This is a genomic window from Sphingopyxis sp. Soil_C_28 (genome assembly GCF_057657055.1).
On the sequence record NZ_JBDGJE010000001.1, the window covers coordinates 15,349 to 39,666 of the forward strand.

Below are 24,318 nucleotides of genomic sequence, written 5' to 3' on the forward strand. Positions count from 1 at the left end.
CTCAACACGAAAATTCCCGGAAAGAAGAGCATGCAACAGGCTGACAATCAAAACGAACCCGCTCCCCGCCGGCTCGATGCGCTGATCATCGGTGCCGGATTCGGCGGCATGTATGCGCTGCACCGCACCCGCGGCATGGGGCTCGACGCCCATTTGATCGAGGCAGGCGACGATGTCGGCGGCACCTGGTATTGGAACCGTTATCCGGGCGCCCGCTGCGACGTCATGAGCATCGACTACAGCTATTCCTTCTCCGACGCGATTCAGCAGGAATGGACATGGAGCGAGCAGTTCGCTGCACAACCCGAGATCCTGTCCTACGCGCGCTTCGTCGCCGACAAGCTCGACCTGAAGCGCGACATCAGCTTCGAAACCCGCGCGACCGCCGTGCAATATGACGAGCAAGCGGCACTGTGGCGCATCGAGACCGATCGCGGCGAGGTGTATGAAGCGAACTATTGCCTGATGGCGACCGGCCCGCTGTCGGTACCGAAGCAGGTCGATATTCCGGGCGCCGAAAAGTTCAAGGGCGAGCTCTACCTGTCGGGAAAATGGCCGCATCATGACGTCGATCTCAAAGGCAAGCGCGTTGCGGTGATCGGCACCGGGTCGTCGGGTATCCAGATCGTGCCGGTGGTCGCCGAACAGGCCGAACATCTCACCGTCTATCAACGCACGCCCAGCTTCACCCTGCCGATGCGCAACCGCAAGCTCGACGAAGACTATGTCGCGCACATCAAGGCGCATTATCCGGGGCTGCGCGCCGTGGCGCGTCATTCGCTGACCGGCGGCGTTCGTCCGATTACCAGCCGTCCGGTGTTCAGTGTGACCCCGGCCGAATGCGAAAAATTGCTGGAGGATGCGTGGCAGCACAGCGGCCTGGCGTTCCTCGGGCTCTTTTCGGACCTGCTGACCAACGCCGAAGCCAATGAGGTGGTCGCCGAGTTCGTTCGCGGCAAGATTTCCGAAACGGTCGACGATCCTGACACTGCACGCAAGTTGACCCCGCGCGGCTACCCGATCTTCGCGCGGCGGCCATGCCTCGATACCGGCTATTACGAAGCCTATAACCGCGACAATGTTACGCTGAAGGATTGTCTCGAACATCCGATCCTCGAGATCACCGAAAAGGGTATTCGGACCGCCGAGGGTGAGGTCGAGGTCGACATCATCATCGCCGCGATCGGCTATGACGCGCTGACCGGCGCGATGCTGTCGATCGACATCAGGGGCCGGGACGGGCGCGCGCTCAAGGACAAATGGGCCGACGGCGGCCGCTCGCACCTGGGCCTGATGATCGAAGGCTTTCCGAACCTGTTCGTCATTGCGGGGCCGAACGGTCCGTCGGCGCTTGCGAATTTCATTCTTTTGAACGAGCAGAATGTCGACTGGGTTTGCGACTGCATCACCCATATGCGCGCCGGCGGCCTGCGCTCGATTGAGGCGAACCTCGACGCCGAGGAAGGCTGGATGCAGAAGGTGACGACGCTGGGCTCGCTGTCGCTCTATCCGACCGCCAACACTTGGTATACCGGCGCCAATGTGCCGGGCAAGCCGCGCACCTTTCCGGTCTACATCGGTGGACTTGGCCGCTATCGCGAAATTTGTTCCGACGCAGCGGCTGAAGGCTATCGCGGCTTCACGCTGAGATAGGTCGGGGGTACGCGTCCCGATATGGAGTGACCGATATGTCGTCCGAAAGTCTGTTCGCGCCGTTGCCCCTTGCGCGCGGCGCGCCGATGAAAAACCGGCTGATGCTGGCGCCGCTGACCAACCGGCAGAGCCATGTCGACGGCACGCTTTCGGATGCCGAGCGCAATTGGCTGGAAATGCGCGCGGGGGGTGGCTTCGCGCTCACGATGACCGCCGCCTCCCACGTCCAGCCGGTTGGGCAGGGCTTTACGGGGCAACTCGGTGTTTTCTCCGACGACCATGTCGAGGGACTCGCAGCGCTCGCGACGGGGATCAAGTCACGCGGCTCGCTATCGTCGCTACAACTGCATCACGCGGGCAGTCGCGCCGAACCCGATCTTATCAACGCGCCAGTCGCGCCGTCGGAAGTCGCCGAACGCAACGTCCGGGCTCTGTCCGAAGCCGAGGTCGAGACACTGCGCGACGATTTTATCATGGGCGCACGGCGCGCCGAGCAGGCGGGCTTTGACGGCGTCGAGATTCATGGCGCACACGGCTATATACTCGCCGAGTTCCTGTCGGCGACAAGCAACCGGCGAACAGACCGCTATGGTGGCAGTATCGAGAACCGCGCGCGGATCATCTTCGAAATCATCGACGGCATCCGCGCCGTAACCCGGCCCGATTTTCAGCTTGGCCTCCGGCTCTCGCCCGAGCGCTTCGGTCTCGAACTCGACGAAATGGGCGATGTGGCGGCCGAAGTTCTGCGGCAGGAAAAGATCGATTTCCTCGACATGTCGTTGTGGGATGTCCGCAAGCAGCCCGAGGATGAACGGTTCAGAGGCCGGTCGCTGATGAGCTTTTTTACGGATTTGCCGCGCGGAAACGTTCGCCTCGGCGCGGCGGGCAAAGTGATGGACGCCGAAGACGCGGCTTGGGTGCTCGACGCCGGGTGCGATTTCGTCGTGATCGGCCGCGCTGCCATATTGCGCCACGATTTTCCCGAACGCGTCCGCCGCGATCCGGCCTATCGGTCGCCGGAGCTTCCTGCATCGGTCCAGCATTTGCGGGACGAAGGGCTGAGCGATATCTTCATTCACTATATGCGGCGCTGGCCGGGTTTCGTGGAATCGGACCCGGTCGGATAGATCTTCCTTTCGGCAGGGTGATTTGCCCACGACTGGCTAATCGCTGGGAGCCGCGCCAGCGGTGGCGCTGTCTTTTCATAACGGCCGCGCCGTCGCAAGCTTCGGCGGAACGTCTTGTAAGGTCTGGACAAGGCCCTTTGGCTGTTTAAATGTGATGATATCACGTCTCATGATTCGGTGCGACCTGTCCCGGCAGGGCAGGCTGCACCCGTAGAAACAGCCAGGGGGGATTAAATGGTTCGGGTTATTCTGGCTGCCGGAGCCGCTATCGCGGCACCGGCGGTCGCGGTCGCGCAGGAGGCGGCCGAAAACGAGATCGTGGTCCTCGGTACGCGCGAGCAAGGCTATCGAGCCACTGTGGCTCCCCGGACCAACAAGTCCGACACCCCGATCAAGGAAACACCCTATTCGGTGCAGGTCGTGACGCGCGAGCTCATTCGCGACCGGGGGATCACCACGATCGGCGAGGCGCTGCGCTATGTTCCGGGGTTCAGCCCGCAAGTTGGCTTCGGCGCGACCAACGACCGTTTCTATATCCGCGGCTTTATCACCCCCTATAATCTGAAGAACGGCCTTCGCCGCTCGGCTTATGCACCCGATGAGCAGTTGCAGAATGTCGAACAGATTGAGGTGCTGAAGGGCTCCGCGTCCGCTCTCTATGGTCGTTTCGAGCCCGGCGGCGTCGTCAACTTCGTCACCAAGAAACCGCTGGGCGAGCCCGTCGCCGAAGTCAGCGCGCTCTACGGCTCTTTCGACCACCTACGGCTGACGGCGGACTTTTCGGTGCCGCTGTCCGAAACGCTGGGCCTTCGTGTCAATATCTCGCATGACGACCGCGACGGCTTTCGCGATTTCATTTTTTCGCGCGGCACCTTCATCGCGCCCGTAGTCCAATGGAAGCCGACGGACGCGACCAGCGTGACGATCGAAGGCGAATATGCGCGCAAGCGCGGCTATTTTGATCGCGGATTCGCCAATGATCCGCTGTTCCTCGAAGCGCCGCGCAAGCGGCAGTTCGGCGAGGAGGACGCGCGCTACACGAACAAGGGCGGCGTCGCGAGCCTGTTCGTCGACCATCGCTTCTCCGATGTTTTCTCTGGACGCATTGCCTTAGGCTATTCGGACTTCACCAAGGACAGCTATTATTACGCCTTCGGCTTTCCACCCGTCAGCCGCGCCGATCCCGCCGACCCCAAGGTCAATCGCCGCACGAGCCGAGCCTATGATCGCCAGACCGATCTGACTGCGCAGGCCGAACTCTATGCGCGCTTCACTACGGGCGCCGTCGAACACAAGGCGCTCTTCGGCGCCGAATATGGCTATGATCACTGGCGATTCGACGTTCGCAATCCACCCTTCGGCGTCAACATCCCGATCGATTTCGACAATCCGGTCTATGGGCAGCGCGCCGAGCCGACGCTACTCGTCTCGGACGGTGCCTGGGATAGCGATTCCACGGCCATCTATGCGCAGGACGAGCTGAAGCTTGGCAATTGGCGCTTGCTGGTCGGTGGCCGCTACGACTGGAACGAACTTCGCAATCGCGATTATCTGGCCGGAACGGGAGAGGGAGGGACGAAGCGCGGCGCCTTTTCGCCGCGCGCGGGTCTCACCTGGACGCCGGTACCTGCGCTCTCGCTCTACGGAAGCTGGGCGCGGTCGTTCCGTGCGCAGGTCGACGTCGGTCGCCTCAAGGGCGGTTCGTTGCCCAAGCCGCTCATCGGCGAAAGCTGGGAGGTGGGCGCCAAGGCCGAGCTTTTCGGCGGGAGGCTGACGCCGACGCTCGCGCTCTTCGATATCACCCGTCGTAACGTTGCGGTATCCGACCCCGTCGACTTCGATCTCGTGATCCAGATCGGCAAGTCGCGTTCACGCGGGATCGAGGTCGAAATTCCCGCCGTGCTGACTCCGCACTGGCGGCTCATCGCCAATTATACCTATCTCGATGCGAAGATTCTCGAGGACAGTTTTGCAACGCCGGGGGCGCGGCTCGTCAATGCGCCGCGGCACTCGGCAAGCCTCTGGACGACTTACGATTTCACGGGTGCTCTCAAGGGTGCGAGCGTCGGCTTCGGGATTCAGCATATCGGGAGCCGCGCGGGCAATACCGACAATAGCATCCTGCTGCCGGCCTACACGCGCGTCGATGCGAACCTCGCCTATGAGTTCGACGCCGGCTTCGGGCCACTTCGCGCGCAGCTCAATATCCTCAACCTCTTCGATAAATTCTATTACGACAGCGGCGGCGCCTTCATTCCCCTCTATCCAGGCGCGCCGCGCACCGTCACGGCCAGCCTCTCCTATCGTTTCGGGGGAGGGCGGTGAGGCTGCTGCTCGCGCTGGGATCGCTCGCGGCGCTCGCCGCCTGCGCACCGATCCCGATGCGCGAACCGCCCGTGCGCGACGCCATCGCGGTCGGCTCCCAGCCTACGGCCAATCTCGCCGAGGGCTGTGTCGCCGACTATCGGCCGGGTACCGACTATTTCCCCGACAAGGCAGCCTTCCGCCATTCGGCCCAACTCAAGGTCGAATATAACAAGAACTGGAAGCGCGTGACCTTCACCCCGTCGGTCGACACGCGCGAGACGCTCAGCCTGCTTCTGGTCCAGTGCGGCACGCCGCCACCGAAGCTCGGCCCGCGCGACACGCTCGTCGAAGTTCCGGTGCGCGACTTCGCAACCGCCAATGTGTCGCTGCTCGGCGCCGCGCATCTTCTCGGTGTCGACGAACGGCTGAAGGGCGTGCCGACGCGCAACGTCTCGATCCCGGCGATCGCCGCGCGGATCGACGGCGGCGAGACCATTCCCATCTACGCCGCGCAGCATGGCAATGGCGAGCAGGCGGCGGCGCTCGGCGCCGATCTCTTCTTCACTTTCTACTCGGCCTATCCCGACGCCAATATTCACCCGCTATTGAAGCGCCTCGGCGTCGTCTCGGCGCCGCAGTCCGACCATACCGAACCCACCCCGCTCGGGCGCGCCGAATGGATCAAATATCTCGGGATTTTCTTTAATCGCGAGGCGCGCGCCAACCAGATCTTCGATGACCGCGCGGCCCGCTATGTGCGATTGCGCGAACGCGTCGCGAAGGTCGATCGCCGGCCGCTCGTCCAGCTCGGCTATCCCGAGAACCGCGACGAGTGGAGCCAGGCTGGTGGGCGTAACCAGCTCTACCGCATGATCGAGGACGCCGGCGGTCGCCATGCTTGGCACGACATTGCCATCGCGGGCAGCCTCACCTACGCGCCGATGGAGCAGCTTTTCAACCGAGCGGCGACCGCCGACGTCTGGCTCGGCAATTTCATGCCGGGCGCCACAGACATGGCGGCGCTCCGCCGCGACCATCCACGGCTCACATGGCTTCGCGCCGTGCGAGATGGCCGCGTCTATTGGTTCGACGCCGGCAAGGTCGGACCTTTCGCGAACAGCTGGTCTGACCAGGGCATGACCGAGCCGCAGGATGCGCTCGCCGAGCTCATCGCGATCCTCCATCCCGAATTGCTCGCTGCGCCCGCGCGTCCGCGCTTCATCCGCAAAATCCCCGGAGGCTCGGCATGATAAGGTCGCTTCCTTTCACCCTCATTATCGGCGGGCTTATTGCCGCGCTTTTCCTTGCCGAACTGGCGCTCGGCGTCGTCGATATTCCGGTCGATGCGATCGCCGCGAGCCTGACCGGCGGACCCATCGCGCAGGAAGGCTGGGGCCATATCGTCCGCGAATATCGCCTTCCGCGGGCGCTCGCCGCGCTCGTCGGCGGCGCCAGCCTCGGCGCCTGCGGGCTGATGCTCCAGACGCTGTTCCGCAATCCACTCGCCGACCCCTTCGTTCTGGGCATCGCGCACGGCGCCCGGTTCGGCGTCGCGTTGCTCGTCGTCGCCACCGGCCTCGCCGGTCCTGCCTTTGCCGAGAGCTACGGGCTCGTTGGCGATGTCGGTCTCGCGGTCGCCGCCTCGGCCGGGACGATTCTCGTCATGGGTTTGCTTATGTTGCTCGCGCGCCGCGTCGATAATGTCACGCTCCTGCTGTCGGGACTGATGCTCGGCTATATTGCCGCGGGCCTGATCAGCCTTTCGCTCCATCTCATCGACGAGACGCAGGCGTCAGCCTTCAAGGGCTGGGATGATGCGAGCTTCGCGGGCGTGACCTGGTCGCAGCATATTCTTCTGCTTCCGGCCTGCGGTCTCGGGCTTATGCTTCTGATGGCGCTCGCCAAGCCGCTCAACATCCTGATGCTCGGCGATACCTATGCGCAGAGCCTCGGCGTGCCATTGAAGGCGCTGCGCTACGCCTGTTTCGGCGTCGTGGCGCTGCTCGTCGGTACAGTCACCGCCTTTTGCGGCGCGATCAACTTCCTGGGGCTGATCGCCGGCCACGCCGCGCGCGGTGTGCTGCAGACCGAGGATCACCGGATACTGCTGCCGGCGGCGGCGCTGGCCGGCGGCGCGCTCGCGCTCGCCACCGATCTCATCACCCATCTCCCATGGGCCCGGCACCTCCTTCACCTCAATGCGGTAAACGGGCTGATCGGCGGCCCGATCGTTCTCTGGGTGCTGCTGCGGCGCCATGCCCGGTTCGGAGCCGCAGCATGAGCGCGATCCTTTCGACTGACGAACTCGCAATCGGCTACCCGGACCGCCTCGTTGCCGACCATCTCTCGCTCGATCTTCATCCGGGCGATGTCGTTGCGCTTGTCGGGCCGAACGGGACGGGCAAGACAACCTTGCTGCGCACGCTCGCGGGCCTCCTCCCGCCGCTGGCAGGATCGGTTGCGCTTGAGGGTCACCCTCTCGCGTCTCTGTCGTCGCGCGAGAAGGCGCAGCGTCTTGGGGTCGTCCTGACCGAGCGGCCGCAGACGGGCTATCTGACTGGGTTCGAGCTCGCGTCCGCGGGCCGATATCCCCACACCGGCTGGCAGGGGCGGCTCGCGGACGAAGACGTCGCGATTATCGACGAGGCGCTCGCGCTCGTCGGCGCCGCGGCATTTCGTGACCGCCCCGTGGCGAGCCTTTCCGATGGCGAGCGGCAACGCGTCATGGTTGCGCGCGCGCTCGCCCAACAGCCGCGCCTCCTGCTTCTCGACGAGGTGACGTCCTTTCTGGATGTGCCGCGCCGCGTCGCCTTCTTCGCGCTGCTCGGCGAGCTGGGGGCGCAAAGAGGCTATGCGATCGTCATTTCGACCCACGAGCTTGAGCTGGCCCTGCGCTGTGCGAACCGGCTGTGGCTCTACGACGGCACGAAGCTCCTCGATGGCGCCCCCGAAGACCTGATCCTCTCGGGCGACTTCGCGCGCATATTCGCGGCGGATGGCGTGAGCTTCGATGAGGATGCCGGTCATTTCGAACTGCGGCGTCCGGCGACCCGCCGGGTGGCGCTGGAGGGGGAGGGCGTTCGGGCCGCATGGACGCGCCGAGCGCTCGACCGGGCGGGATTCGCGGTTGACCCGGCGGCTTCGATCCGCTTGTCGGTGGACGCTACGGGATGGGGGATCGGAGCGGAGCGCGCCGACAGCATCGCTGCGATGCTTGGACGGCTTGATAGCTTGTAACGCCAGGCGGCGTCCTTGATGTTGGGAATGTCTGCATTCTGCGACGGCATGCTGAAAGCTGCCGGTCTCAAATCGGCCAGAATTGACGGTCGACTGCGGGCGCTTTGGCGGTTCTCTCCGCGGGTGAGCCCACCTGAGGGTTTCCCCGATGCCCTTCGGCGGACCGCGAACCGGTTCATGGAGCTTTATCGCAGCCAGGCGCAGACCTTCGAAGAAACCGGATCGCTTCTTGAAATCCAATCAATGCTCCGGCGGTGGCGCTGCGGGCTTGCTCGATGTCATTGTCGCAAGCTCACCCCGAGTGTGCGCCGCTATGCCGCACTGACGCGACGAGGGAGCTTCCAGTTCGGTCGCACGAAATGGCAGGTATAACCGTCCGGAAGACGTTCGAGATAATCCTGGTGTTCAGGCTCGGCTTCCCAGAACTCGCCAGCCGGGGTGACTTCGGTGACGACCTGACCCGGCCACAGACCCGAGGCATCGACGTCGGCAATCGTGTCCTCTGCCACCGCCTTCTGCTCGTCGCTCGTGTAGAAGATTGCCGAACGATAGCTGTCACCGACGTCGTTGCCCTGGCGGTTCTTCGTCGTGGGATCGTGGATCTGAAAGAAGAACTCGAGCAGGGCGCGGAAGCTGGTGAGCGCGGGATCGAAGATGATCTCGATCGCTTCGGCGTGGCCCGCGTGGTTGCGATAGGTGGCGTTGGCGACGGCGCCGCCCGAATAGCCGACACGGGTCGAGATCACGCCGGTTTGCCGGCGCACGAGATCCTGCACGCCCCAGAAGCAGCCGCCGGCGAGAATTGCGCGCTCTATGTTCATGCCACATCCTCCACCTGGTCGAGGTAGGCGCCGTACCCCTCGGCTTCCATGTCGTCGCGATGGACGAAGCGAAGCGACGCCGAATTGATGCAATAGCGCAGGCCGCCGCGATCCGGCGGCCCGTCGTCGAATACATGGCCGAGATGGCTGTCGCCATGCGCAGAGCGCACTTCGGTCCGGACCATGCCCAGGCTCCCGTCGCTCAGCTCGCTGACATTCGCGGGCTCGATAGGTTTGGTGAAGCTTGGCCAGCCGCAGCCGGACTCATATTTGTCGGAGGACGCGAACAGGGGTTCGCCGGAGACGATATCAACGTAAATGCCGGGTTTCTTGTTGTCGAGATATTTGCCCGTTCCGGGCCGTTCGGTGCCGTTTTGCTGCGTCACCCGATATTCCTCGGGGGTGAGGGCGGCGATCGCGTCGTCGGTTTTGCGATACTCGGTCATGTCGGTCTCCACTTCGGCTTTGCATATGGTGTCGGCGCCAGCAAAATTCACCCTCTGCTGTTTGAATGTCTGGCGCGGGACGAACGAAAACGCGGCGCCTCGCTTCAGGATGGGACTGGGGTCAGGCCGGCCGTAGCGAGCGGATCGGTCGAGCATTGACCGTCCAACAGACATTGCCTCTCCGAGGTCCGGCGGGCGCATTCCCGCGACACATAAAAATTTGAGGCGGCTCTGTCTTGCCCATGTTGTCGAACACCCGCTCTCTTCATTTGGTCCCCGAACGCTGCCAATCTCCTGTCGGACATATCCGGCAGGAATTGGTCTGTGGTCAGCCAACGCCAGTGAAATATCTGACGTCGGGTAGAAAACTGCCGTTGGCGCTTCTATCTATAGGGCTGCTCAAACCTCGCCACCCCAGCCAGAACGGCGGCCACGGACAAGCGGCCTTCGACAATATGAGAGACGATATCATTGTCCAAAATTGTTAATGGTGCCAGCCTGAAGCCACGCTCGGGAGCACCGCCCAAAAAGATCGTCTTGCTGCTCCACGGCTTTGGTTCGAGCGGCACCGATATGATCTCGCTCGCACCGCAATGGCAGGAAGCGCTTCCCGATACATTATTCCTTGCGCCGCACGCGCCGCAGCGATGCGGAATGATGGGGGCTGGCTATCAATGGTGGGGATTGTCAGGATTTGCGCCGTCGGCGCTGGCAGCCGGCGCGGCCTCGGCAGCGCCCGCCATCGACGCCTTTATCGATCGCAAGCTGGCCCAATATGGGCTGGCCGAGGCCGACCTGGCACTCGTCGGCTTTAGCCAGGGCACGATGATGGCGCTGCACATCGGGCTACGCCGGCCGCGGGCGGTAGCCGCGGTGGTCGGATATTCGGGGATGCTCGCCGGAACGATGGGGCTTGCGTCCGACGATCTCGCGAAGCCACCGGTCTTGTTGGTGCACGGAACCGCCGATCCGGTGGTTCCGATCGCCGCGCTTCATATGTCAGAGAGCGAACTCAAACGACTTGGCGTCGAGGTCACGACCCACATATCCTACGGGGTAGCGCACAGCGTCGATCCCGTTGGCCTGCGGCTTGGCCGAGATTTTGTGTCGGCGGCCTTTGATCGGACGTCGTGACCGCGTTTCAGCATAGAGCCCCGAAATCAGACTGATTACAAACGGCTAAAAGCGGCCATGAGTCCCGATGCTGTTGCCCGTGCGGGTACGGCATTTGTGGGGCATCCTTCTACGATTCTGAGACGGTTAGAAGAGTTTGAGATGAGCCATTGTGCAAGACCGATGCGCTGCAGTTGGCGAGAGGCGTCCATCAAGGCGCTCGTTATTCAGGGATTTTGGGGGAGTGGTGCCGCTTACAGGACTCGAACCTGTGACCCCATCATTACGAATGATGTGCTCTACCAACTGAGCTAAAGCGGCAACGAGGGGCGCCACTAGCAGCGCCTCCGGGTGAAAACAAGCGTCCTTGCGCACGATAGCGTGTTCGCGTTTGGAGCCGCAAGAGGTGAGGTGGCCCGTCGCGCAATTCTAACCCAGCGGCAATTCGGTCGTCGCCTTGATTTCGGACAGCGCCACGGTCGAGTTGATTTCCTGCACCCCGGGCAGCTTGCTCAGCTGGTCGAAGAAGAAGCGTTCATAGGCGTCGATATCCTTCGCCACGATGCGCAGCATGAAATCGGTCGTGCCCATCAGCACATAAGCGTCGAGCACTTCGGGAAACCCGCGGATCGTGGCACTGAATTCGTCGAGGTTGGCGCGGCCATGGGCGTTGAGCTTCACCTGCGCGAAAACATGTGCGTTGAGCCCGACCTTGCGCCGGTCGATGATCGCGACGCGTTTCTTGATGAACCCCTCGCGCTCGAGGCGATCGATGCGGCGCCAGCACGGCGACACCGACAGCCCGACGCGCTCGGCGATCTCCGCCGTCGTCTGATTCGCGTCGCGCTGCAATTCGCGGAGAATTTTTATCTCGAATGGATCCAGATCGGTCATTATATTCTCATATCGCAAATATCTGGATCATAATATCCCATAATCTTCTCTCGCTCCCGATAATCGATCAAGTTTGCCCAAAACGGAAATGCGACAACCGGCGCTCAATCAAAGGAGAGTGTTTCATGGTCGTCCGTCTTTCCCGTCTGGCTCCGCCGCTCGAATGCGTGCGCCTTTATGATCTGGAAGCGGGACTCGACGGCTTCATTGCGATCCACTCGACCGCCTTGGGGCCGGGGGCCGGCGGTTGCCGCCTGTGGTCCTATTCCGATGCGAGCCACGCGCTCGCCGATGCCGTCCGGCTTGCCGAGGGCATGAGCTATAAGAATGCGCTCGCCGGGCTGCCGCTTGGCGGTGCGAAGGCGGTGCTGCGGCGGCCCGAGGGCGAATGGGACCGGGTCGCACTGTTCCGGGCGTTCGGCCGTGCGGTCGAACAATTGGGCGGTCTGTATGTGACGGCCGAAGATGTCGGGACGTCGGTCGCCGATATGCAGGAGGTCGCGACCGCTTCGCGCCACGTCGCGGGCTTGCCGTCCGCAGAGGGGCGCGCGGGCGGGGATCCGTCGCCATGGACCGCGAAAGGTGTATTCGACGCGATGCAGGTCGCGGCGGAGTTTGCTCTGGGGAGGGGGCTCGAGGGCCTGACCGTCGCGGTGCAGGGCACCGGCAATGTCGGCGCCGACCTTTGCCGCCGCCTAGCCGATGCCGGCGCGCGGCTTGTGATCGCCGACGTCAACCCCGTGCGCCGCGACCGGTTGCAGGCGGTGCATGGTGCAAAGGTCGTCGATGTGTCCGAAATCGCGTCGGTCGATGCCGATATCTTCGCGCCCTGCGCGCTCGGCGGTGCGCTCGATCGCGAGAGCGTCGGGCGGATGAAAGCGAAGCTCGTGTGCGGCGCCGCGAACAACCAGCTTGCGACGCCCGATGTCGCGGCGCTGCTGCTCGACCGCGGCATCGCCTATGCGCCCGACTATGTCGTCAATGCTGGCGGGATCATCAATGTTTCGGCCGAATATCTGGGCGAGGACGAGCGCGATGTCGCGGTTCGGGTAGCCGGGATCGGGCCGCGCGTCGGGGCGCTGCTCGAACGCGCGGCGCGCGAAGGCCGCTCGCCCGCGGTGGTCGCCGACGAAATGGCCGAGGCGGTGATCGCCAGCGCGCAGCGTGTGGCTGCCTGATGCATCGTTTCCGGATCGATGCGATCCTCGACCCGCAATCGCTGCTGCGTGTCGCGGGATATTTCGCGCAACGATCGATCGTCCCCGCCGAGATGAAGATGCATGTCCTGCCGGGCCATATGCGGATCGATGTGACCGTCGGAGGCCTCGATACCCGGCAGGCGAGGGTGATTGCGGCAAAGCTGGGCGAGGTGGTTGCGGTGACCGGGTCCGAGCTCGAGGAACTGGCGGCCTAGAGGGTCGATGGCGGCCCGTAGCGAACGGAGCCAAGCTCAGCTACGGGCCGCAACAGTATCTCTACTGTTTTGGTAGAGTGTCATCAGGGCGATTGCCTGGCTGGACTGCGGGCATTCGAAACAGCGCAGCAACCACTCGATTCATCGCCTCATGCCGCAGAAGCAGAAGATCAGAACCGGACTCATCATCCGCCACGTCCCGCATGAGGGGATCGCGGGCTATCGCGCGCCGATCGAGGCCGCGGGATATGATCTTGCGCGGATCGATGTATGCGATCCGGGGTTCGGCGCGGTCGACCTCGCCGAACCCGATCTGCTGATCATGATGGGCGGGCCGATGGGGGTGTATGAGCAGGACCGGCATCCGTGGATTGCGTGCCAGATGCGGCGGCTGGCGCGGCGGCTCGATGCCGGGCGGCCGACGCTCGGCGTCTGCTTCGGGGCGCAGATGATGGCCGCGGCGATGGGCGCGCGCGTCTATCCCGGGCCGGCGAAGGAGGTCGGATTTCATCCGCTGACCTTCGTCGATGTCACCTCGCCGCTGCGCCATCTTGCCGATGTGCCGGTGCTCCACTGGCACGGCGACACCTTCGACCTTCCACGCGATGTCGAGCTTCTGGCATCGACCGCGGCCTATCCACATCAGGCGTTCCGTCGCGGCAACAATATATTGGCGCTGCAGTTTCACGGCGAAATGGGCCTCGATCCGCGCTTCGACGAATGGCTTCGCCAATGGCCCGATGTGCTGGCCGAAACCGGCGGCTGCGTCGACGGGATGCGCGACCTCCATCGGCGGCATGGTCCCTCGGCCGTCGTGGCGGGGCGGGCGATGATCGCCGAATGGCTGGCCGGCCTGTCGGACTGACCCAAATTTTCTTTCGTCAGGACGAGGCGGCACCCGCTTGCCTCGCTCGCGGGCGCGTGCAAGGGGCGCCTGACGGGTAGCCGGAGGCGAGACGATGCAGTTCGACGTGGTGATAGTGGGCGCGGGGCATGGCGGGGCGCAGGTGGCGATCATGCTGCGCACGCAAAAGTTCGAAGGCAGCATCGCGATCATCGGCGAGGAGCCCGAGCTTCCCTATGAGCGTCCGCCCTTGTCGAAGGAATATTTCGCGGGCGAGAAGGAATTCGAACGCATCCAGCTGCGCCCCGCCAAATATTGGGACGAGCGCGAGGTGACGATGCTGCTCGGCAAGCGTGTCGCCAGCGTCGATCCGGCCGCGCACAATGTCACCACCGATGGCGGCGAAACGATCGGCTATGGCAAGCTCGTCTGGGCGACCGGCGGCCACCCGCGGATGCTGCCGATCCCGGGCGGCGACTTGCCCGGCGTGCAGGGCGTGCGCACGCGCGCCGATGCCGATGCGATGAAGGCGGCGTCGGAGACGGCAAAGCAGATCGTCGTGATCGGCGGCGGCTATATCGGGCTCGAAGCCGCGGCGGTCCTCACCAAGGCGGGCAAGAAGGTCGTGCTGCTCGAAGCGCAGAATCGCGTGCTCGCGCGTGTCGCGGGCGAAGATCTCTCCCGGTTTTACGAAAAAGAGCATCGCGACCATGGCGTCGAACTGCACCTTGGCGTCTGCGTCGACGCAATCGAGGGAACCGACCGCGTCACCGGCGTCCGGCTCTCCGACGGCGAAATCATCCCAGCCGATCTGGTGATCGTGGGTATCGGCATCGTCCCCGCGGTCGAGCCGCTCGTCGCCGCCGGCGCCGATTGCGGTAACGGCGTGCGCGTCGACCGGCTCTGCAAGACGAGCCTGCCCGACGTCTATGCGATCGGCGACTGCGCGGCGCATGTGAACGACTTTGCCGAAGGAGCGGAGATTCGGCTTGAGTCGGTCCAGAACGCCAATGATCAGGCCAATGTCGTCGCCAAGGGCATCGTCGGCGACGAGGCCGCCTATCATGCGATCCCGTGGTTCTGGTCGAACCAATATGACCTCAAACTGCAGACCGCGGGCCTGTCGACCGGGCACGATCAGGCAGTCCTGCGCGGCGATCCCGCGACGCGCAGCTTCTCGGTCGTCTACCTCAAGGCGGGCCGGGTGATCGCGCTCGACTGCGTCAATGCGACCAGAGATTATGTCCAGGGCCGCATGATCGTTACCGCAGGCCTGATGGCGACGGCAGAACAGCTTGCCGACAGCGAAACCCCGCTGAAGGCGCTGCTCCCCGCCTGACGCCACATCGGCTATGCGTCAATCGGCGGCGGTTCATCGCCCAGCGCCCGCTTCAGCGTCGCCTTGATATTGCGGAGCAGTCGGCGCAGCGCGATGATCACGATGACCGCCGCCACCGCGAGCAGGATGGCGATGACGATCGCGAACGGCGGGTAAGCAATGGCAAGCGCGAGCAACCCGCCCGTTGCGACATCTTCGCCCGTCGACACCACGGCGTTGCTGAACGGTTCGGGGCTGACATTGACGACCGCGCGCGTCGTCGCCTTCGCCCCGTGGCTCAGCAGCGCGCCGCCGCCGCCCAGCAGGAAGGCGATGACCTGCCATGCCGGGTCCGAGGAATCGACGAGCGCCAGCGCGAGCAGCGCGCCGCCGAGCGGGCGGATGATGCTGTGGACCGTGTCCCAGATCGAATCGACCCAGGCGATCTTGTCGGCGAGGAATTCGGCAAGGGTGCCGACCGCCGCGACCCCCAGAACCCAGGGGTTGGCGAGCACCTGAAGCGCTGCAAGATGTTCGGGCAGCGGCAGCCAGCCGAAATGCATCGCGGTGCCGGTGGCCAATATGGTCAGATAGAGCCGCCAGCCGGCGAGGAGGCTCAGACTGCCGGCGACGCCCAAAATCTCGACGATTCCCAATATCCTGCTCCCCGTCCCGGATCCCTCGGTCGTGCGTCATCTTGCACCTGCGCGCGCATGCCCGCAATGCCGGGATGACAAGGTGCGGCGGCGCGGTTATCGATCAGACCATGACTGATGCATCTTTGCCGCCGCCGCCGACCGAGGTCTTGCCCGACGGTGCCATCCCCGCGGCGACGCTTGTCATCATGCGGCCCGCCGATGGCGGCGGACCCGACGAGATTTTGATGGTCAAGCGGTCGACGAGCATGGCTTTCGCGGCGGGCGCAGTGGTGTTTCCCGGCGGCCGGGTCGATCCCGACGATTACCGGGTGGCACGTCTTTATGACGTCGGCGTCGATGAAGCCGACGGCGCGGCGCGGGTCGCGGCGCTGCGCGAGACGCTCGAGGAAACGGGGCTTGCGGTCGGCTGGCCGGGGCTCGCCGAAAACGATGTCGCCGATGTGCGCCGGGCGCTGCTCGCCGGGACCTTGCTGTCCGACATCCTCGCGGCGCGCGGCGAGCGAATCAAACTGGAATCATTCGTCCCTTTCGCGCGGTGGTGCCCGAACTTCAAAGAGGCGCGCACCTTTGATACGCGCTTCTATGCCGTCGCCGCGCCGCCGCACGGTCATGAGCTTACCGTCGAGAAGGCCGAGCACAGCCATATTTTCTGGGCCAGCGCGAAGGACACGCTGGCGATGGCCGACAGCGGCGAAGTGGCTGTGATCTTTCCTACTCGCCGCAATCTCGAGCGCCTCGCGAGCGCCGCCGATTTTTCCAGATTTTCCGAGCATTGCGGCCAGTTTCCGGTCGAGCTGGTGACCCCCTGGATCGAAGATCGCGACGGGCAGGCCTTTCTCTGCATTCCCGAGCATCTTGGTTACCCTGTCACGAGCGAATCCTTTGAGCGCGTACGACGCGGATAAAACGGGGGCGATGCAACAACTTTTTCCTTATTTAGAATTTACTAAGAATTGGCGGGGTAGGGCAAAACGTCGTTGCAATTGCTGTATGCTGTGCCTAAGAGGGCCCTGCAGAAGCAGACCGGGGAGTGATCTTCGGTGTGATTCGACAAAAGTAATCCAGTGGACGGAGAATATGATGAACCTGCTTAAGAAGGCTGCGATCTCTCTCGCAGCAACCTCGATGATCGCGGCGCCGGTCGCCGCTTCGGCTGCTCCCGCAGCAACCGCAGCTTCGGCTGTTGATGGCCAGAGCGAACTCGAAGGCAGCACCAGCTGGATCATCGCTATCCTCGCTCTCGTTGCTGTCGTTGGTGGCATCATCATCGCGTCGGACAACGACGACGATTCGCCGACCAGCCCGGGCTGATCTGGCTAACCAGAGTTTTTCAAAGGGCTCCGAGCTTCGCTCGGGGCCCTTTGTTTATTCCGGCGCATAAATTTCCGCAGTCACCGCTCAACGCGCGGCTCGATGCGAATTAGAGCGTGACGGCCCGGTTCGCCCGCGACCGCGCGAGCGGGATCGCCTGCCGCGCCCGCTGCATCGCTGCCGCGTCGACGGGCGCCAGCGCCAGCGCATAGCCCTTCCCGCCGACATCCGCTGTTGCCCCTGCGTCGGCGAGGATCGCTCCCCACGGATCGACCGCCACGCTGTGACCATAGGTCTGCCGGCCATCCTGATGCGTGCCGCTTTGCGCAGCAGCAAGGACATGACAGCCGGTCTCGATCGCCCTTGCGCGCATCAGGACGTGCCAATGCGCCTCGCCCGTCGACACGGTGAAGGCCGCAGGGATCGCGATCAGTGTCGCGCCGCGATCGACCAGCGCGCGATAGAGCTCCGGAAAACGCAGATCATAGCAGACGCTGAGCCCCAGCTGTCCCAGCGGCGTATCGACGACAGACAGCGTGGCACCCCCGGCATAGGCCGCCGATTCCTGCCAATTCTCACCCGATGGCAGGGTGACATCGAACATATGCACCTTGTCATAGCGCGCGCGGATGCTGCCGTCGGCGGCAATGACATGGCTGCGGTTCACGCGCCGCTCGCCATCGTCGGCGAGGAGCGGAATCGACCCCGAATGCAGCCATATCCCATGCTTTTGCGCGATGGCCTGGAGCGCCGCAGGCCACGGACTGTCGGCTTCACGGGCGATATGCGCACCCGATCGCGCGCGATCGCGGTCGAGCAGCAGCGACATTTCGGGCAGGAACGCCATCGCGGCGCCGCCCGCGGCCGCTTCGCCGACGGCATGGTCGATGGTCGCCAGATTCGCGGCGGGGTCGATGCCGCTCGTCATCTGGACCAGTGCGGCGAGCGGGGCGGGGTGATTGTCCATAACAGCTGGCTAAGCCCGCGGTGGCCGCAGGACAAGCGCTCGTGACAGTTCAGTGGCCAGCAAGGTTCGAAGGCGATAAGATGCGCCGATGGTATATTTTTCCGCGCGCGCGCCGCTTCGTTTGACCCGATCCCTCCTTTTCGCCGGCGCTGCCGCCGCGTTGCTGCTGGCCGGGCCCGTTGCCAGCGCGCAAGGTGGCGCACCGACAAATGCGGGCATGCAGGCAAAGAGCGGCGACTGGCTCTATGTCGGCAGCGACATTCCGCGCGATACGGCGTGGCAATTCGGCGTCCTCCCCAACGGCGTGCGCTATGCGGTGCGCAACAATGGCGTCCCCCCCGGGCAGGTCTCGATTCGCGTCCGCATGGATGTCGGCTCAATGTTCGAAACCGAGCAGGAGCGCGGCTACGCCCATTTGCTCGAGCATCTGACCTTTCGCGGTTCGGAGCATATTCCCGACGGCGAAGCCAAGCGCATCTGGCAGCGGTTCGGGGTGACCTTCGGCAGCGATTCGAACGCGCAGACGACGCCGACCCAGACGGTGTACCAGCTCGATCTGCCCAGCGTTACGCCCGCCAACCTCGACGAGAGCATGAAATTGCTGTCGGGCATGGTCCGCGAACCGCGCATTTCCGAACTCGCGGTTGCTGCGGAGCGCGGCGTCGTCATGTCTGAATTGCGCGAATCGGACGGTCCGCAAAAGCGGATCGCCGACGCGACCAATGCGCATCTGTTCGCCGGCCAGCTCCTCGGCGACCGTTCGCCGATCGGCACGACCGCATCGCTGGGCAAGGCGAGCGCCACCTCGGTCACCGCCTTTCATAACCGCTGGTATCGCCCCGACCGCGCGGTCGTGGTCATCGTCGGCGATGCCGACCCGGCCGTGCTCGCCGGGCTGGTCGCTAAATATTATGGCGACTGGAAAGCCGACGGCCCGAATCCGGCCAATCCCGATTTCGGCAAACCCGACCCCAAAGCACCCGCCGCGCGCGAAATCGTCGAGGCGAATCAGCCGCTCGCGCTGACGCTGGCCATGGTGCGTCCATGGAAAAAGCGGATCGACACGGTTGAAAACACCCGGCGTCTCTATCTCGAGTTCATCGCGCAGGCGCTCGTCAACCGGCGGCTGGAAAATCGGGCGCGTAGCGGCGGCAGCTATCTGGTCGCGACGGTCGAGCAGCAATATGTGAGCCGCAGCGTCGATGTGACGATGGCGTCGATCGTTCCGCTCAGCGACTGGAAAGCGGCGCTTGCGGACGTCCGCGGCGTGATCGCCGATGCGGTCCGCACGCCGCCGTCGCAGGCGGACATCGACCGCGAAGCCAACGAGATTCAGGCGTTTCTGGTCAAGGAACTGGAAAATGCGCGGAACGAGCCGGGTGCGCGTCTCGCCGACGACATGGTGCGCGCGGTCGATATCGGCGAAACGGTGACCAGCCCGCAGGGGCAGGTCGACATGTTCAAGGCGATCCGCGCATCCGCAACGCCAAAGGTGATGCTCGACATCAGCAAGGCGATCTTCGCCGCGCCCGTAACGCGCGTCGTGCTGACGACGCCGACCGCGGCGGGCGGCGATGCCGCCGTGCTCGCGGCGCTGAAGGCTCCGGTGACCGCGCGCGACGACCGGCTCGCGACGGTGAAGGCCGATTTCAAACAGCTGCCCGCTCCTGGCAAGCCGGGCACGATCGCCTCGACGAGCAACATCCTTGGTCTGCGCGCCGAACGCATCGAATTTGCCAATGGCGTCACCGCGTTGATTTCGAACAACAAGGTCGAACCGGGCAAGGTTCGCGTCAATGTGCGCTTCGGCACCGGCAACCGCAGCGTCGCCGCCGACGCGCCGAACCTGCTGTGGACCGGCGATTATGCTCTGGTCGCCAGCGGCATCGGGCCGTGGGGCCAGAATGAGATCGACCAGCTGACCAACGGGCGGCAGATCCAGATGAACTTTGCGATCGACGACGATGCGTTCGAACTGTCGGCCGAGAGCAACCCGGCCGACCTTGCCGACCAGATGCGACTGATCGCCGGCAAATTGGCTCAGCCGCGCTGGGATCCGGCACCGATCGAACGGCTGCGCATTGGTTTTTTGACCGGATACGACCTCAATGACGCCACCCCCAATGCGGTGCTCGACCGCAATTTGCGCGGCTGGCTGACGAACAATGACGCACGCTGGGCCGCGCCCGACAAGGCGCAGATCGAAGCGCTGACCCCGGCGGCCTTCCGCGCCTTCTGGGAACCGCGGCTCGCCAGCGGGCCGATCGAAGTTCAGATTTTTGGCGACCTCGAAACGGTCGATTATCGCAAGATCCTCGCCGAAACGCTCGGCGCCCTGCCGCCGCGCGGGACATTGGCGCCGCCCGCCGGGCAGCGCGTCGATTTTGCCAGGCATGTCACGGTTCCCGAGATTGCCTATCATCGCGGTCAACAGGGCCAAGCGGCAGCGATGACCGCCTGGCCGACCAGCGGCGGCTTGGCCAGCCCGCGCGACGCCCGCGGGCTCGAAGTCCTCGCGGCGATCTTCAACGACCGCCTCTTCGACCGGCTCCGCGCCGAACAGGGGGCAAGCTATGGCCCCGTCGTCGACAGCCATTGGCCGACCGGGTTCGACACCGGCGGATATCTGCTCGTCGGCAGCCTGCTCGCACCGAAGGATCTCGATCGGTTCTACGGCATCGCGCGGGATATCGCGGCCGACCTCGTGACAAAGCCGGTCACTGCCGACGAACTGACGCGCAACGCCGGCCCGATCCGCGAACAGGTTGCGCGCGCCTCGACGGGCAATGTCTATTGGATGTTCCTGCTCGAAGGCGCGACCCGCGACCCGCGTGTCACTGCGGCGGCGCTGTCGATTCAGGATGATATCTCGGCGGTTACCGCCGCCGACGTCCAGCGGCTGGCGCGGCAATATCTGACGCCCGAACGCCAATGGTCGCTGGCGATTCTGCCCAAGGGGATGACATTGGCCGACGCCTCGGGGTTGGGAGCGGCGTCGGCGTCGGCGTCGGCGCCGGCAGCAGGCGGGCGCTAGGCGTCGCTGCCGGCCACGGGTCGCCGCGTCCGCCGGATGCGGGGCTCGTTCTCCAGCTTGCCCTTCGTCATGATGTCGTGCCGCATCTTCGCACGCACGTCGTGGATCGACGCGATGACGGGCCCCATCGCAACGCCCAGGTCGATCAACACCGCTTCGGCCAGTTGCAGCGAGCTTTCGAGCGTCTCGGGAACCGCATCGCTCGCGCCCGCCTGATAGAGGACCGCGGCATGGTCGGCGTCGCGCGCGCGGCTGATGATCGGCAGCTCGGGATATTTCTGGCGCAGCTGGCGCGTCATGCGGAGCTGTTGCACCGGATCGTCCATGGTGAGGACGACCGCGTTGGCGGTCTCGATGCCTAGCTTGTCGAGGGCGCCCGGCCGCGCGACGTCGGCAAAGCGAACGATGAAGCCGTCGCGCCGCGCCGCGGCAACGGTGTCGATGTCGGCGTCGACCGCCATATAGGGCCGCCCATGTTCGCGCAGCAATTCGGCGACGGTGTGGCCGACGCGGCCAAAGCCGACGACGACGGTGCGGCCCTCGGGTGTTTCCTCTGGCTGTCCTTCGCCGGTCCGCATCTCGATCCGCCGCGCGATATCGTGGCCGATACGCGCCAGCAAAGGCGTGATCGTCAATCCGATCGCGGTGACCAGCTGCCAGAATTCGGCCGAGCTGCGGCTGATGATTTGCGCCTGGAGCGCCGTCGCGAGCACGATCAGGGTCGTTTCGGACGGGCTCGACATCAGCAAGCCGACCTCGGCCGCGGTGCCGCGCCGGGCAACATTGGAAAAGCGGAGCAGCGCCGCGGTGACGAACGCCTTGATGACGATGACGCCGACGACCGCGACGATCAATTGTGGCCATTGCTCGGCGATTGTCTTGAGGTTCAGTCCCATCCCGACACTGATCAGGAACACCCCGAGCGCGAGCCCCTTGAACGGCGCGGTGATCGCCTCAACCTCGTTATGATATTCGGTTTCGGCGATCATCAGCCCCGCTAGCAGCGCGCCGACGATCGGTGACAGGCCGACCGCCGCGGTCGCCATCGCCGCGACGATGACGACGAGCAGACTGGCGGCGAGGAACAGTTCGGGGTCCTTGGCGCGCGCGGCCTGCGCAAAGATGCGCGGCAGCAGGAACCAGCCCGCGACCGCGAGCACCGCAACGACAACGACGCCCTGCCACAGGGTGGTCAGCAGCACTTCGGTGTTGTCGGCCGCGGCGTTCGGCGCGAGCGCGCCGAGGATGAAGATGATCGGGACGATCGCCAGATCCTCGAACAACAGCATCGAGAAGGAGGCGCGGCCGACCGCCGATTTGGTGCCCGCGATCGGCAGCACCAGCGCGGTCGACGACAGCGCGAGCGCGATCCCGAGCCCGAAAGCGGCGGGCGTCGAATAGCCGCCGACCAGCTTGAGCGCGACGCCGAGGATCAGCCCGCCGAGCAGCAGTTCGGCGGCGCCGATCCCGAACACCAGCTTTCTGAGTTGCCAAAGGCGACGGAACGACAGCTCGAGCCCGATCGAGAAGAGCAGCAGGATGATGCCGAATTCGGCGAAGAGCGCGATGTCGTCGGTCGATCCGATCGTGATATGTTTCAGCCACGGATAGTCGCCCGCCAGCGCGCCGAGCCCCGAGGGTCCGACGAGCAGACCGACGAGGATGAACCCGATCACGGGCGGCAGGCGAAAGCGCGCGAACGCCGGGATCACGATGCCCGCGGCGCCGAGGACCACCAGCGCATTGCCGATGGCGGAGGTTTCTGCTTCCGATACCATAAGGGCCGACCTTATGCAGGCCGGCCCCGATTGGCTAGAGGACTAACCCAACCTTTTTGGTTGTTTTCAGCTGCCCATCTTCTTTTCGAGATTTTCGACGATCGCCTCGAAGAAGCCTTCGGTGGTCAGCCAGTTCTGGTCGGGACCGATCAGCAACGCCAGATCCTTGGTCATCTTGCCGCTTTCGACCGTCGCAACGCAGACCTTTTCGAGGTCGTCGGCGAATTTGATCAGCTCGGCATTGTCGTCGAGCTTGCCGCGATGCTTCAGACCGCCGGTCCACGCAAAGATCGACGCAATCGGGTTGGTCGAGGTCGCCTTGCCCTGCTGATGCATGCGATAGTGGCGGGTGACAGTGCCGTGCGCGGCTTCGGATTCGACCGTCTGGCCGTCGGGGGTCATCAGCACGCTGGTCATCAGGCCGAGCGAGCCAAATCCCTGCGCGACGGTGTCCGACTGGACGTCGCCATCGTAATTCTTGCAGGCCCAGACAAACTTGCCCGACCATTTGAGCGCCGATGCGACCATGTCGTCGATCAGGCGATGTTCGTAAACGATGCCCGCGGCGTCGAAATCGGCCTTGAATTCGGCGTTGAAAACTTCCTCGAAGATGTCCTTGAAGCGGCCGTCATAGGCTTTCAGGATCGTGTTCTTGGTCGACAGATACACCGGCCACTTGCGCGCGAGGCCATAGTTGAGGCTGGCGCGCGCGAAGTCGCGGATCGAATCGTCGAGGTTGTACATCGCCATTGCGACGCCCGACGAGGGGAACAGGAACACTTCTTCGTCGATGACCTTGCCGTCTTCGCCCTCGAACACGAGGCGCAGCTTGCCGGGGCCGGGGACACGGAAGTCGGTCGCCTTATACTGGTCGCCGAACGCGTGGCGGCCGACGACGATCGGGTCGGTCCAGCCGGGGACGAGCCTGGGCACGTTCTTCATCACGATCGGTTCGCGGAACACGACGCCGCCCAGAATGTTGCGGATCGTGCCGTTCGGCGACTTCCACATCTTCTTGAGGCCGAATTCCTCGACGCGCTGTTCGTCGGGGGTGATCGTCGCGCACTTCACGCCGACGCCATGCTTCTTGATCGCATTGGCGGCATCGACCGTGATCTTGTCATCGGTCTGGTCGCGCATCTCGATGCTCAGATCGTAATAATGCAGGTCGATGTCGAGATAGGGGAGGATCAGCCGTTCGCGGATCCACTGCCAGATGATCCGGGTCATTTCGTCGCCATCGAGTTCGACGACCGGGTTGGCTACCTTGATCTTGCCCATGCTTACAGCCTTTTTCCTTGGGGAGTCGGAGTTGCAGCGGGCCTTAGGCAAAGCAGGGCGATTGATCAACTGCCCCGTCGTTTCCCGACTTGTGCCTCGATGGCAACGATCGCC

The 24,318-nt window shown here is 64.2% G+C and carries 21 protein-coding genes and 1 tRNA gene; 14 read left to right on the plus strand and 8 right to left on the minus strand.

Going from position 1 to position 24,318, the window contains the following annotated elements:
* Positions 1-30: 30 nt before the first annotated feature.
* The 6 genes from AC3A43_RS00070 to AC3A43_RS00095 all read left to right on the plus strand — a co-directional run bounded on the left by AC3A43_RS00070 (position 31) and on the right by AC3A43_RS00095 (position 8,324).
* Positions 31-1,653: a flavin-containing monooxygenase gene (locus tag AC3A43_RS00070; protein WP_487790516.1), complete on the plus strand. Its 1,623-nt coding sequence runs from the start codon at positions 31-33 to the stop codon at positions 1,651-1,653.
* Between the two features lie 35 nt (positions 1,654-1,688).
* Entirely contained in the window at positions 1,689-2,780 is a 1,092-nt protein-coding gene (locus tag AC3A43_RS00075; RefSeq protein ID WP_487790517.1) for an NADH:flavin oxidoreductase, read from the plus strand.
* A 234-nt stretch (positions 2,781-3,014) separates the two neighbouring features.
* The gene (locus AC3A43_RS00080; RefSeq protein WP_487790518.1) at positions 3,015-5,105 is read left to right on the plus strand and encodes a TonB-dependent siderophore receptor; all 2,091 of its coding nucleotides are present in this window, start codon (positions 3,015-3,017) and stop codon (positions 5,103-5,105) included.
* Positions 5,102-6,337, plus strand: coding sequence for an ABC transporter substrate-binding protein (locus AC3A43_RS00085; RefSeq protein ID WP_487790519.1), 1,236 nt, complete (start codon positions 5,102-5,104; stop codon positions 6,335-6,337). The genes AC3A43_RS00080 and AC3A43_RS00085 overlap by 4 nt, the downstream gene beginning before the upstream one ends.
* On the plus strand, positions 6,334-7,368 hold the full coding sequence (locus AC3A43_RS00090) for an iron chelate uptake ABC transporter family permease subunit (protein ID WP_487790520.1): 1,035 nt from the start codon (positions 6,334-6,336) through the stop codon (positions 7,366-7,368). Before AC3A43_RS00085 ends, AC3A43_RS00090 begins: the two co-directional genes overlap by 4 nt.
* Positions 7,365-8,324 (plus strand): ABC transporter ATP-binding protein, encoded by a 960-nt coding sequence (locus AC3A43_RS00095; protein ID WP_487790521.1) that lies wholly within the window; start codon positions 7,365-7,367, stop codon positions 8,322-8,324. Before AC3A43_RS00090 ends, AC3A43_RS00095 begins: the two co-directional genes overlap by 4 nt.
* Before the next feature lie 311 nt (positions 8,325-8,635).
* Here the strand turns inward: AC3A43_RS00095 and msrA are convergent, their stop codons facing one another.
* Both msrA and msrB read right to left on the minus strand, forming a co-directional pair.
* On the minus strand, positions 8,636-9,145 hold the full coding sequence (gene msrA, locus AC3A43_RS00100; RefSeq protein ID WP_487790522.1) for a peptide-methionine (S)-S-oxide reductase MsrA: 510 nt from the start codon (positions 9,143-9,145) through the stop codon (positions 8,636-8,638).
* Positions 9,142-9,591, minus strand: coding sequence for a peptide-methionine (R)-S-oxide reductase MsrB (gene msrB / locus AC3A43_RS00105; protein WP_487791994.1), 450 nt, complete (start codon positions 9,589-9,591; stop codon positions 9,142-9,144). The genes msrA and msrB overlap by 4 nt, the downstream gene beginning before the upstream one ends.
* 471 nt (positions 9,592-10,062) lie before the next feature.
* On the opposite strand from msrB, the gene AC3A43_RS00110 reads away from it, so the two are divergent.
* Positions 10,063-10,725, plus strand: coding sequence for an alpha/beta hydrolase (locus AC3A43_RS00110; RefSeq protein ID WP_487790523.1), 663 nt, complete (start codon positions 10,063-10,065; stop codon positions 10,723-10,725).
* Between the two features lie 224 nt (positions 10,726-10,949).
* On the opposite strand, the gene AC3A43_RS00115 is transcribed toward AC3A43_RS00110, so the two are convergent.
* A tRNA-Thr gene (locus tag AC3A43_RS00115) sits at positions 10,950-11,025 on the minus strand.
* Positions 11,026-11,133: 108 nt separating this feature from the next.
* Complete coding sequence (locus tag AC3A43_RS00120) at positions 11,134-11,598, minus strand: Lrp/AsnC family transcriptional regulator (RefSeq protein WP_487790524.1); 465 nt, start codon at positions 11,596-11,598, stop codon at positions 11,134-11,136.
* A gap of 125 nt (positions 11,599-11,723) precedes the next feature.
* Here AC3A43_RS00120 and AC3A43_RS00125 point away from each other — a divergent pair, with 125 nt between their 5' ends.
* From AC3A43_RS00125 to AC3A43_RS00140, 4 genes are all read left to right on the plus strand, one after another.
* The gene (locus AC3A43_RS00125; protein ID WP_487790525.1) at positions 11,724-12,776 is read left to right on the plus strand and encodes a Leu/Phe/Val dehydrogenase; all 1,053 of its coding nucleotides are present in this window, start codon (positions 11,724-11,726) and stop codon (positions 12,774-12,776) included.
* Positions 12,776-13,012 (plus strand): hypothetical protein, encoded by a 237-nt coding sequence (locus AC3A43_RS00130; RefSeq protein ID WP_487790526.1) that lies wholly within the window; start codon positions 12,776-12,778, stop codon positions 13,010-13,012. The genes AC3A43_RS00125 and AC3A43_RS00130 overlap by 1 nt, the downstream gene beginning before the upstream one ends.
* Positions 13,013-13,181: 169 nt before the next feature.
* Positions 13,182-13,877, plus strand: coding sequence for a glutamine amidotransferase (locus AC3A43_RS00135; protein ID WP_487791995.1), 696 nt, complete (start codon positions 13,182-13,184; stop codon positions 13,875-13,877).
* Between the two features lie 94 nt (positions 13,878-13,971).
* Positions 13,972-15,195 carry an NAD(P)/FAD-dependent oxidoreductase gene (locus tag AC3A43_RS00140; protein ID WP_487790527.1) on the plus strand — a complete coding sequence of 408 codons (1,224 nt, stop codon included), beginning with the start codon at positions 13,972-13,974 and terminating at the stop codon, positions 15,193-15,195.
* A gap of 11 nt (positions 15,196-15,206) precedes the next feature.
* Here AC3A43_RS00140 and AC3A43_RS00145 read toward each other — a convergent pair whose 3' ends face one another.
* Positions 15,207-15,830 carry a DUF4126 domain-containing protein gene (locus AC3A43_RS00145; protein ID WP_487790528.1) on the minus strand — a complete coding sequence of 208 codons (624 nt, stop codon included), beginning with the start codon at positions 15,828-15,830 and terminating at the stop codon, positions 15,207-15,209.
* 110 nt (positions 15,831-15,940) lie between these two features.
* Here AC3A43_RS00145 and AC3A43_RS00150 point away from each other — a divergent pair, with 110 nt between their 5' ends.
* Both AC3A43_RS00150 and AC3A43_RS00155 read left to right on the plus strand, forming a co-directional pair.
* A complete protein-coding gene (locus tag AC3A43_RS00150) occupies positions 15,941-16,738 on the plus strand; it encodes an NUDIX hydrolase (protein WP_487790529.1) in 798 nt (265 codons plus the stop codon).
* 172 nt (positions 16,739-16,910) lie between these two features.
* On the plus strand, positions 16,911-17,144 hold the full coding sequence (locus AC3A43_RS00155) for a hypothetical protein (RefSeq protein WP_487790530.1): 234 nt from the start codon (positions 16,911-16,913) through the stop codon (positions 17,142-17,144).
* Positions 17,145-17,253: 109 nt separating this feature from the next.
* Here AC3A43_RS00155 and AC3A43_RS00160 read toward each other — a convergent pair whose 3' ends face one another.
* Positions 17,254-18,111 (minus strand): carbon-nitrogen hydrolase family protein, encoded by an 858-nt coding sequence (locus AC3A43_RS00160; protein ID WP_487790531.1) that lies wholly within the window; start codon positions 18,109-18,111, stop codon positions 17,254-17,256.
* Between the two features lie 88 nt (positions 18,112-18,199).
* Here AC3A43_RS00160 and AC3A43_RS00165 point away from each other — a divergent pair, with 88 nt between their 5' ends.
* Entirely contained in the window at positions 18,200-21,145 is a 2,946-nt protein-coding gene (locus AC3A43_RS00165) for a M16 family metallopeptidase (protein ID WP_487790532.1), read from the plus strand.
* Here AC3A43_RS00165 and AC3A43_RS00170 read toward each other — a convergent pair.
* Positions 21,142-22,923: a cation:proton antiporter domain-containing protein gene (locus AC3A43_RS00170; RefSeq protein ID WP_487790533.1), complete on the minus strand. Its 1,782-nt coding sequence runs from the start codon at positions 22,921-22,923 to the stop codon at positions 21,142-21,144. The genes AC3A43_RS00165 and AC3A43_RS00170 overlap by 4 nt on opposite strands.
* A 66-nt stretch (positions 22,924-22,989) precedes the next feature.
* Positions 22,990-24,204 (minus strand): NADP-dependent isocitrate dehydrogenase, encoded by a 1,215-nt coding sequence (locus tag AC3A43_RS00175; RefSeq protein WP_487790534.1) that lies wholly within the window; start codon positions 24,202-24,204, stop codon positions 22,990-22,992.
* Positions 24,205-24,318 lie beyond the last annotated feature (114 nt).

What these genes read in the sequence shown, in the direction of transcription:
- AC3A43_RS00070 (WP_487790516.1), top strand. Translation starts at nt 31, where the DNA reads ATGCAACAGGCTGACAATCAAAACGAACCCGCTCCCCGCCGGCTCGAT.
- AC3A43_RS00130 (WP_487790526.1), top strand. Translation starts at nt 12,776, where the DNA reads ATGCATCGTTTCCGGATCGATGCGATCCTCGACCCGCAATCGCTGCTG.
- AC3A43_RS00165 (WP_487790532.1), top strand. Translation starts at nt 18,200, where the DNA reads ATGGTATATTTTTCCGCGCGCGCGCCGCTTCGTTTGACCCGATCCCTC.
- AC3A43_RS00075 (WP_487790517.1), top strand. Translation starts at nt 1,689, where the DNA reads ATGTCGTCCGAAAGTCTGTTCGCGCCGTTGCCCCTTGCGCGCGGCGCG.
- msrA (WP_487790522.1), bottom strand. Translation starts at nt 9,145, where the DNA reads ATGAACATAGAGCGCGCAATTCTCGCCGGCGGCTGCTTCTGGGGCGTG.
- AC3A43_RS00155 (WP_487790530.1), top strand. Translation starts at nt 16,911, where the DNA reads ATGATGAACCTGCTTAAGAAGGCTGCGATCTCTCTCGCAGCAACCTCG.
- msrB (WP_487791994.1), bottom strand. Translation starts at nt 9,591, where the DNA reads ATGACCGAGTATCGCAAAACCGACGACGCGATCGCCGCCCTCACCCCC.
- AC3A43_RS00140 (WP_487790527.1), top strand. Translation starts at nt 13,972, where the DNA reads ATGCAGTTCGACGTGGTGATAGTGGGCGCGGGGCATGGCGGGGCGCAG.
- AC3A43_RS00170 (WP_487790533.1), bottom strand. Translation starts at nt 22,923, where the DNA reads ATGGTATCGGAAGCAGAAACCTCCGCCATCGGCAATGCGCTGGTGGTC.
- AC3A43_RS00090 (WP_487790520.1), top strand. Translation starts at nt 6,334, where the DNA reads ATGATAAGGTCGCTTCCTTTCACCCTCATTATCGGCGGGCTTATTGCC.
- AC3A43_RS00175 (WP_487790534.1), bottom strand. Translation starts at nt 24,204, where the DNA reads ATGGGCAAGATCAAGGTAGCCAACCCGGTCGTCGAACTCGATGGCGAC.
- AC3A43_RS00080 (WP_487790518.1), top strand. Translation starts at nt 3,015, where the DNA reads ATGGTTCGGGTTATTCTGGCTGCCGGAGCCGCTATCGCGGCACCGGCG.
- AC3A43_RS00095 (WP_487790521.1), top strand. Translation starts at nt 7,365, where the DNA reads ATGAGCGCGATCCTTTCGACTGACGAACTCGCAATCGGCTACCCGGAC.
- AC3A43_RS00125 (WP_487790525.1), top strand. Translation starts at nt 11,724, where the DNA reads ATGGTCGTCCGTCTTTCCCGTCTGGCTCCGCCGCTCGAATGCGTGCGC.
- AC3A43_RS00150 (WP_487790529.1), top strand. Translation starts at nt 15,941, where the DNA reads ATGACTGATGCATCTTTGCCGCCGCCGCCGACCGAGGTCTTGCCCGAC.
- AC3A43_RS00120 (WP_487790524.1), bottom strand. Translation starts at nt 11,598, where the DNA reads ATGACCGATCTGGATCCATTCGAGATAAAAATTCTCCGCGAATTGCAG.
- AC3A43_RS00160 (WP_487790531.1), bottom strand. Translation starts at nt 18,111, where the DNA reads ATGGACAATCACCCCGCCCCGCTCGCCGCACTGGTCCAGATGACGAGC.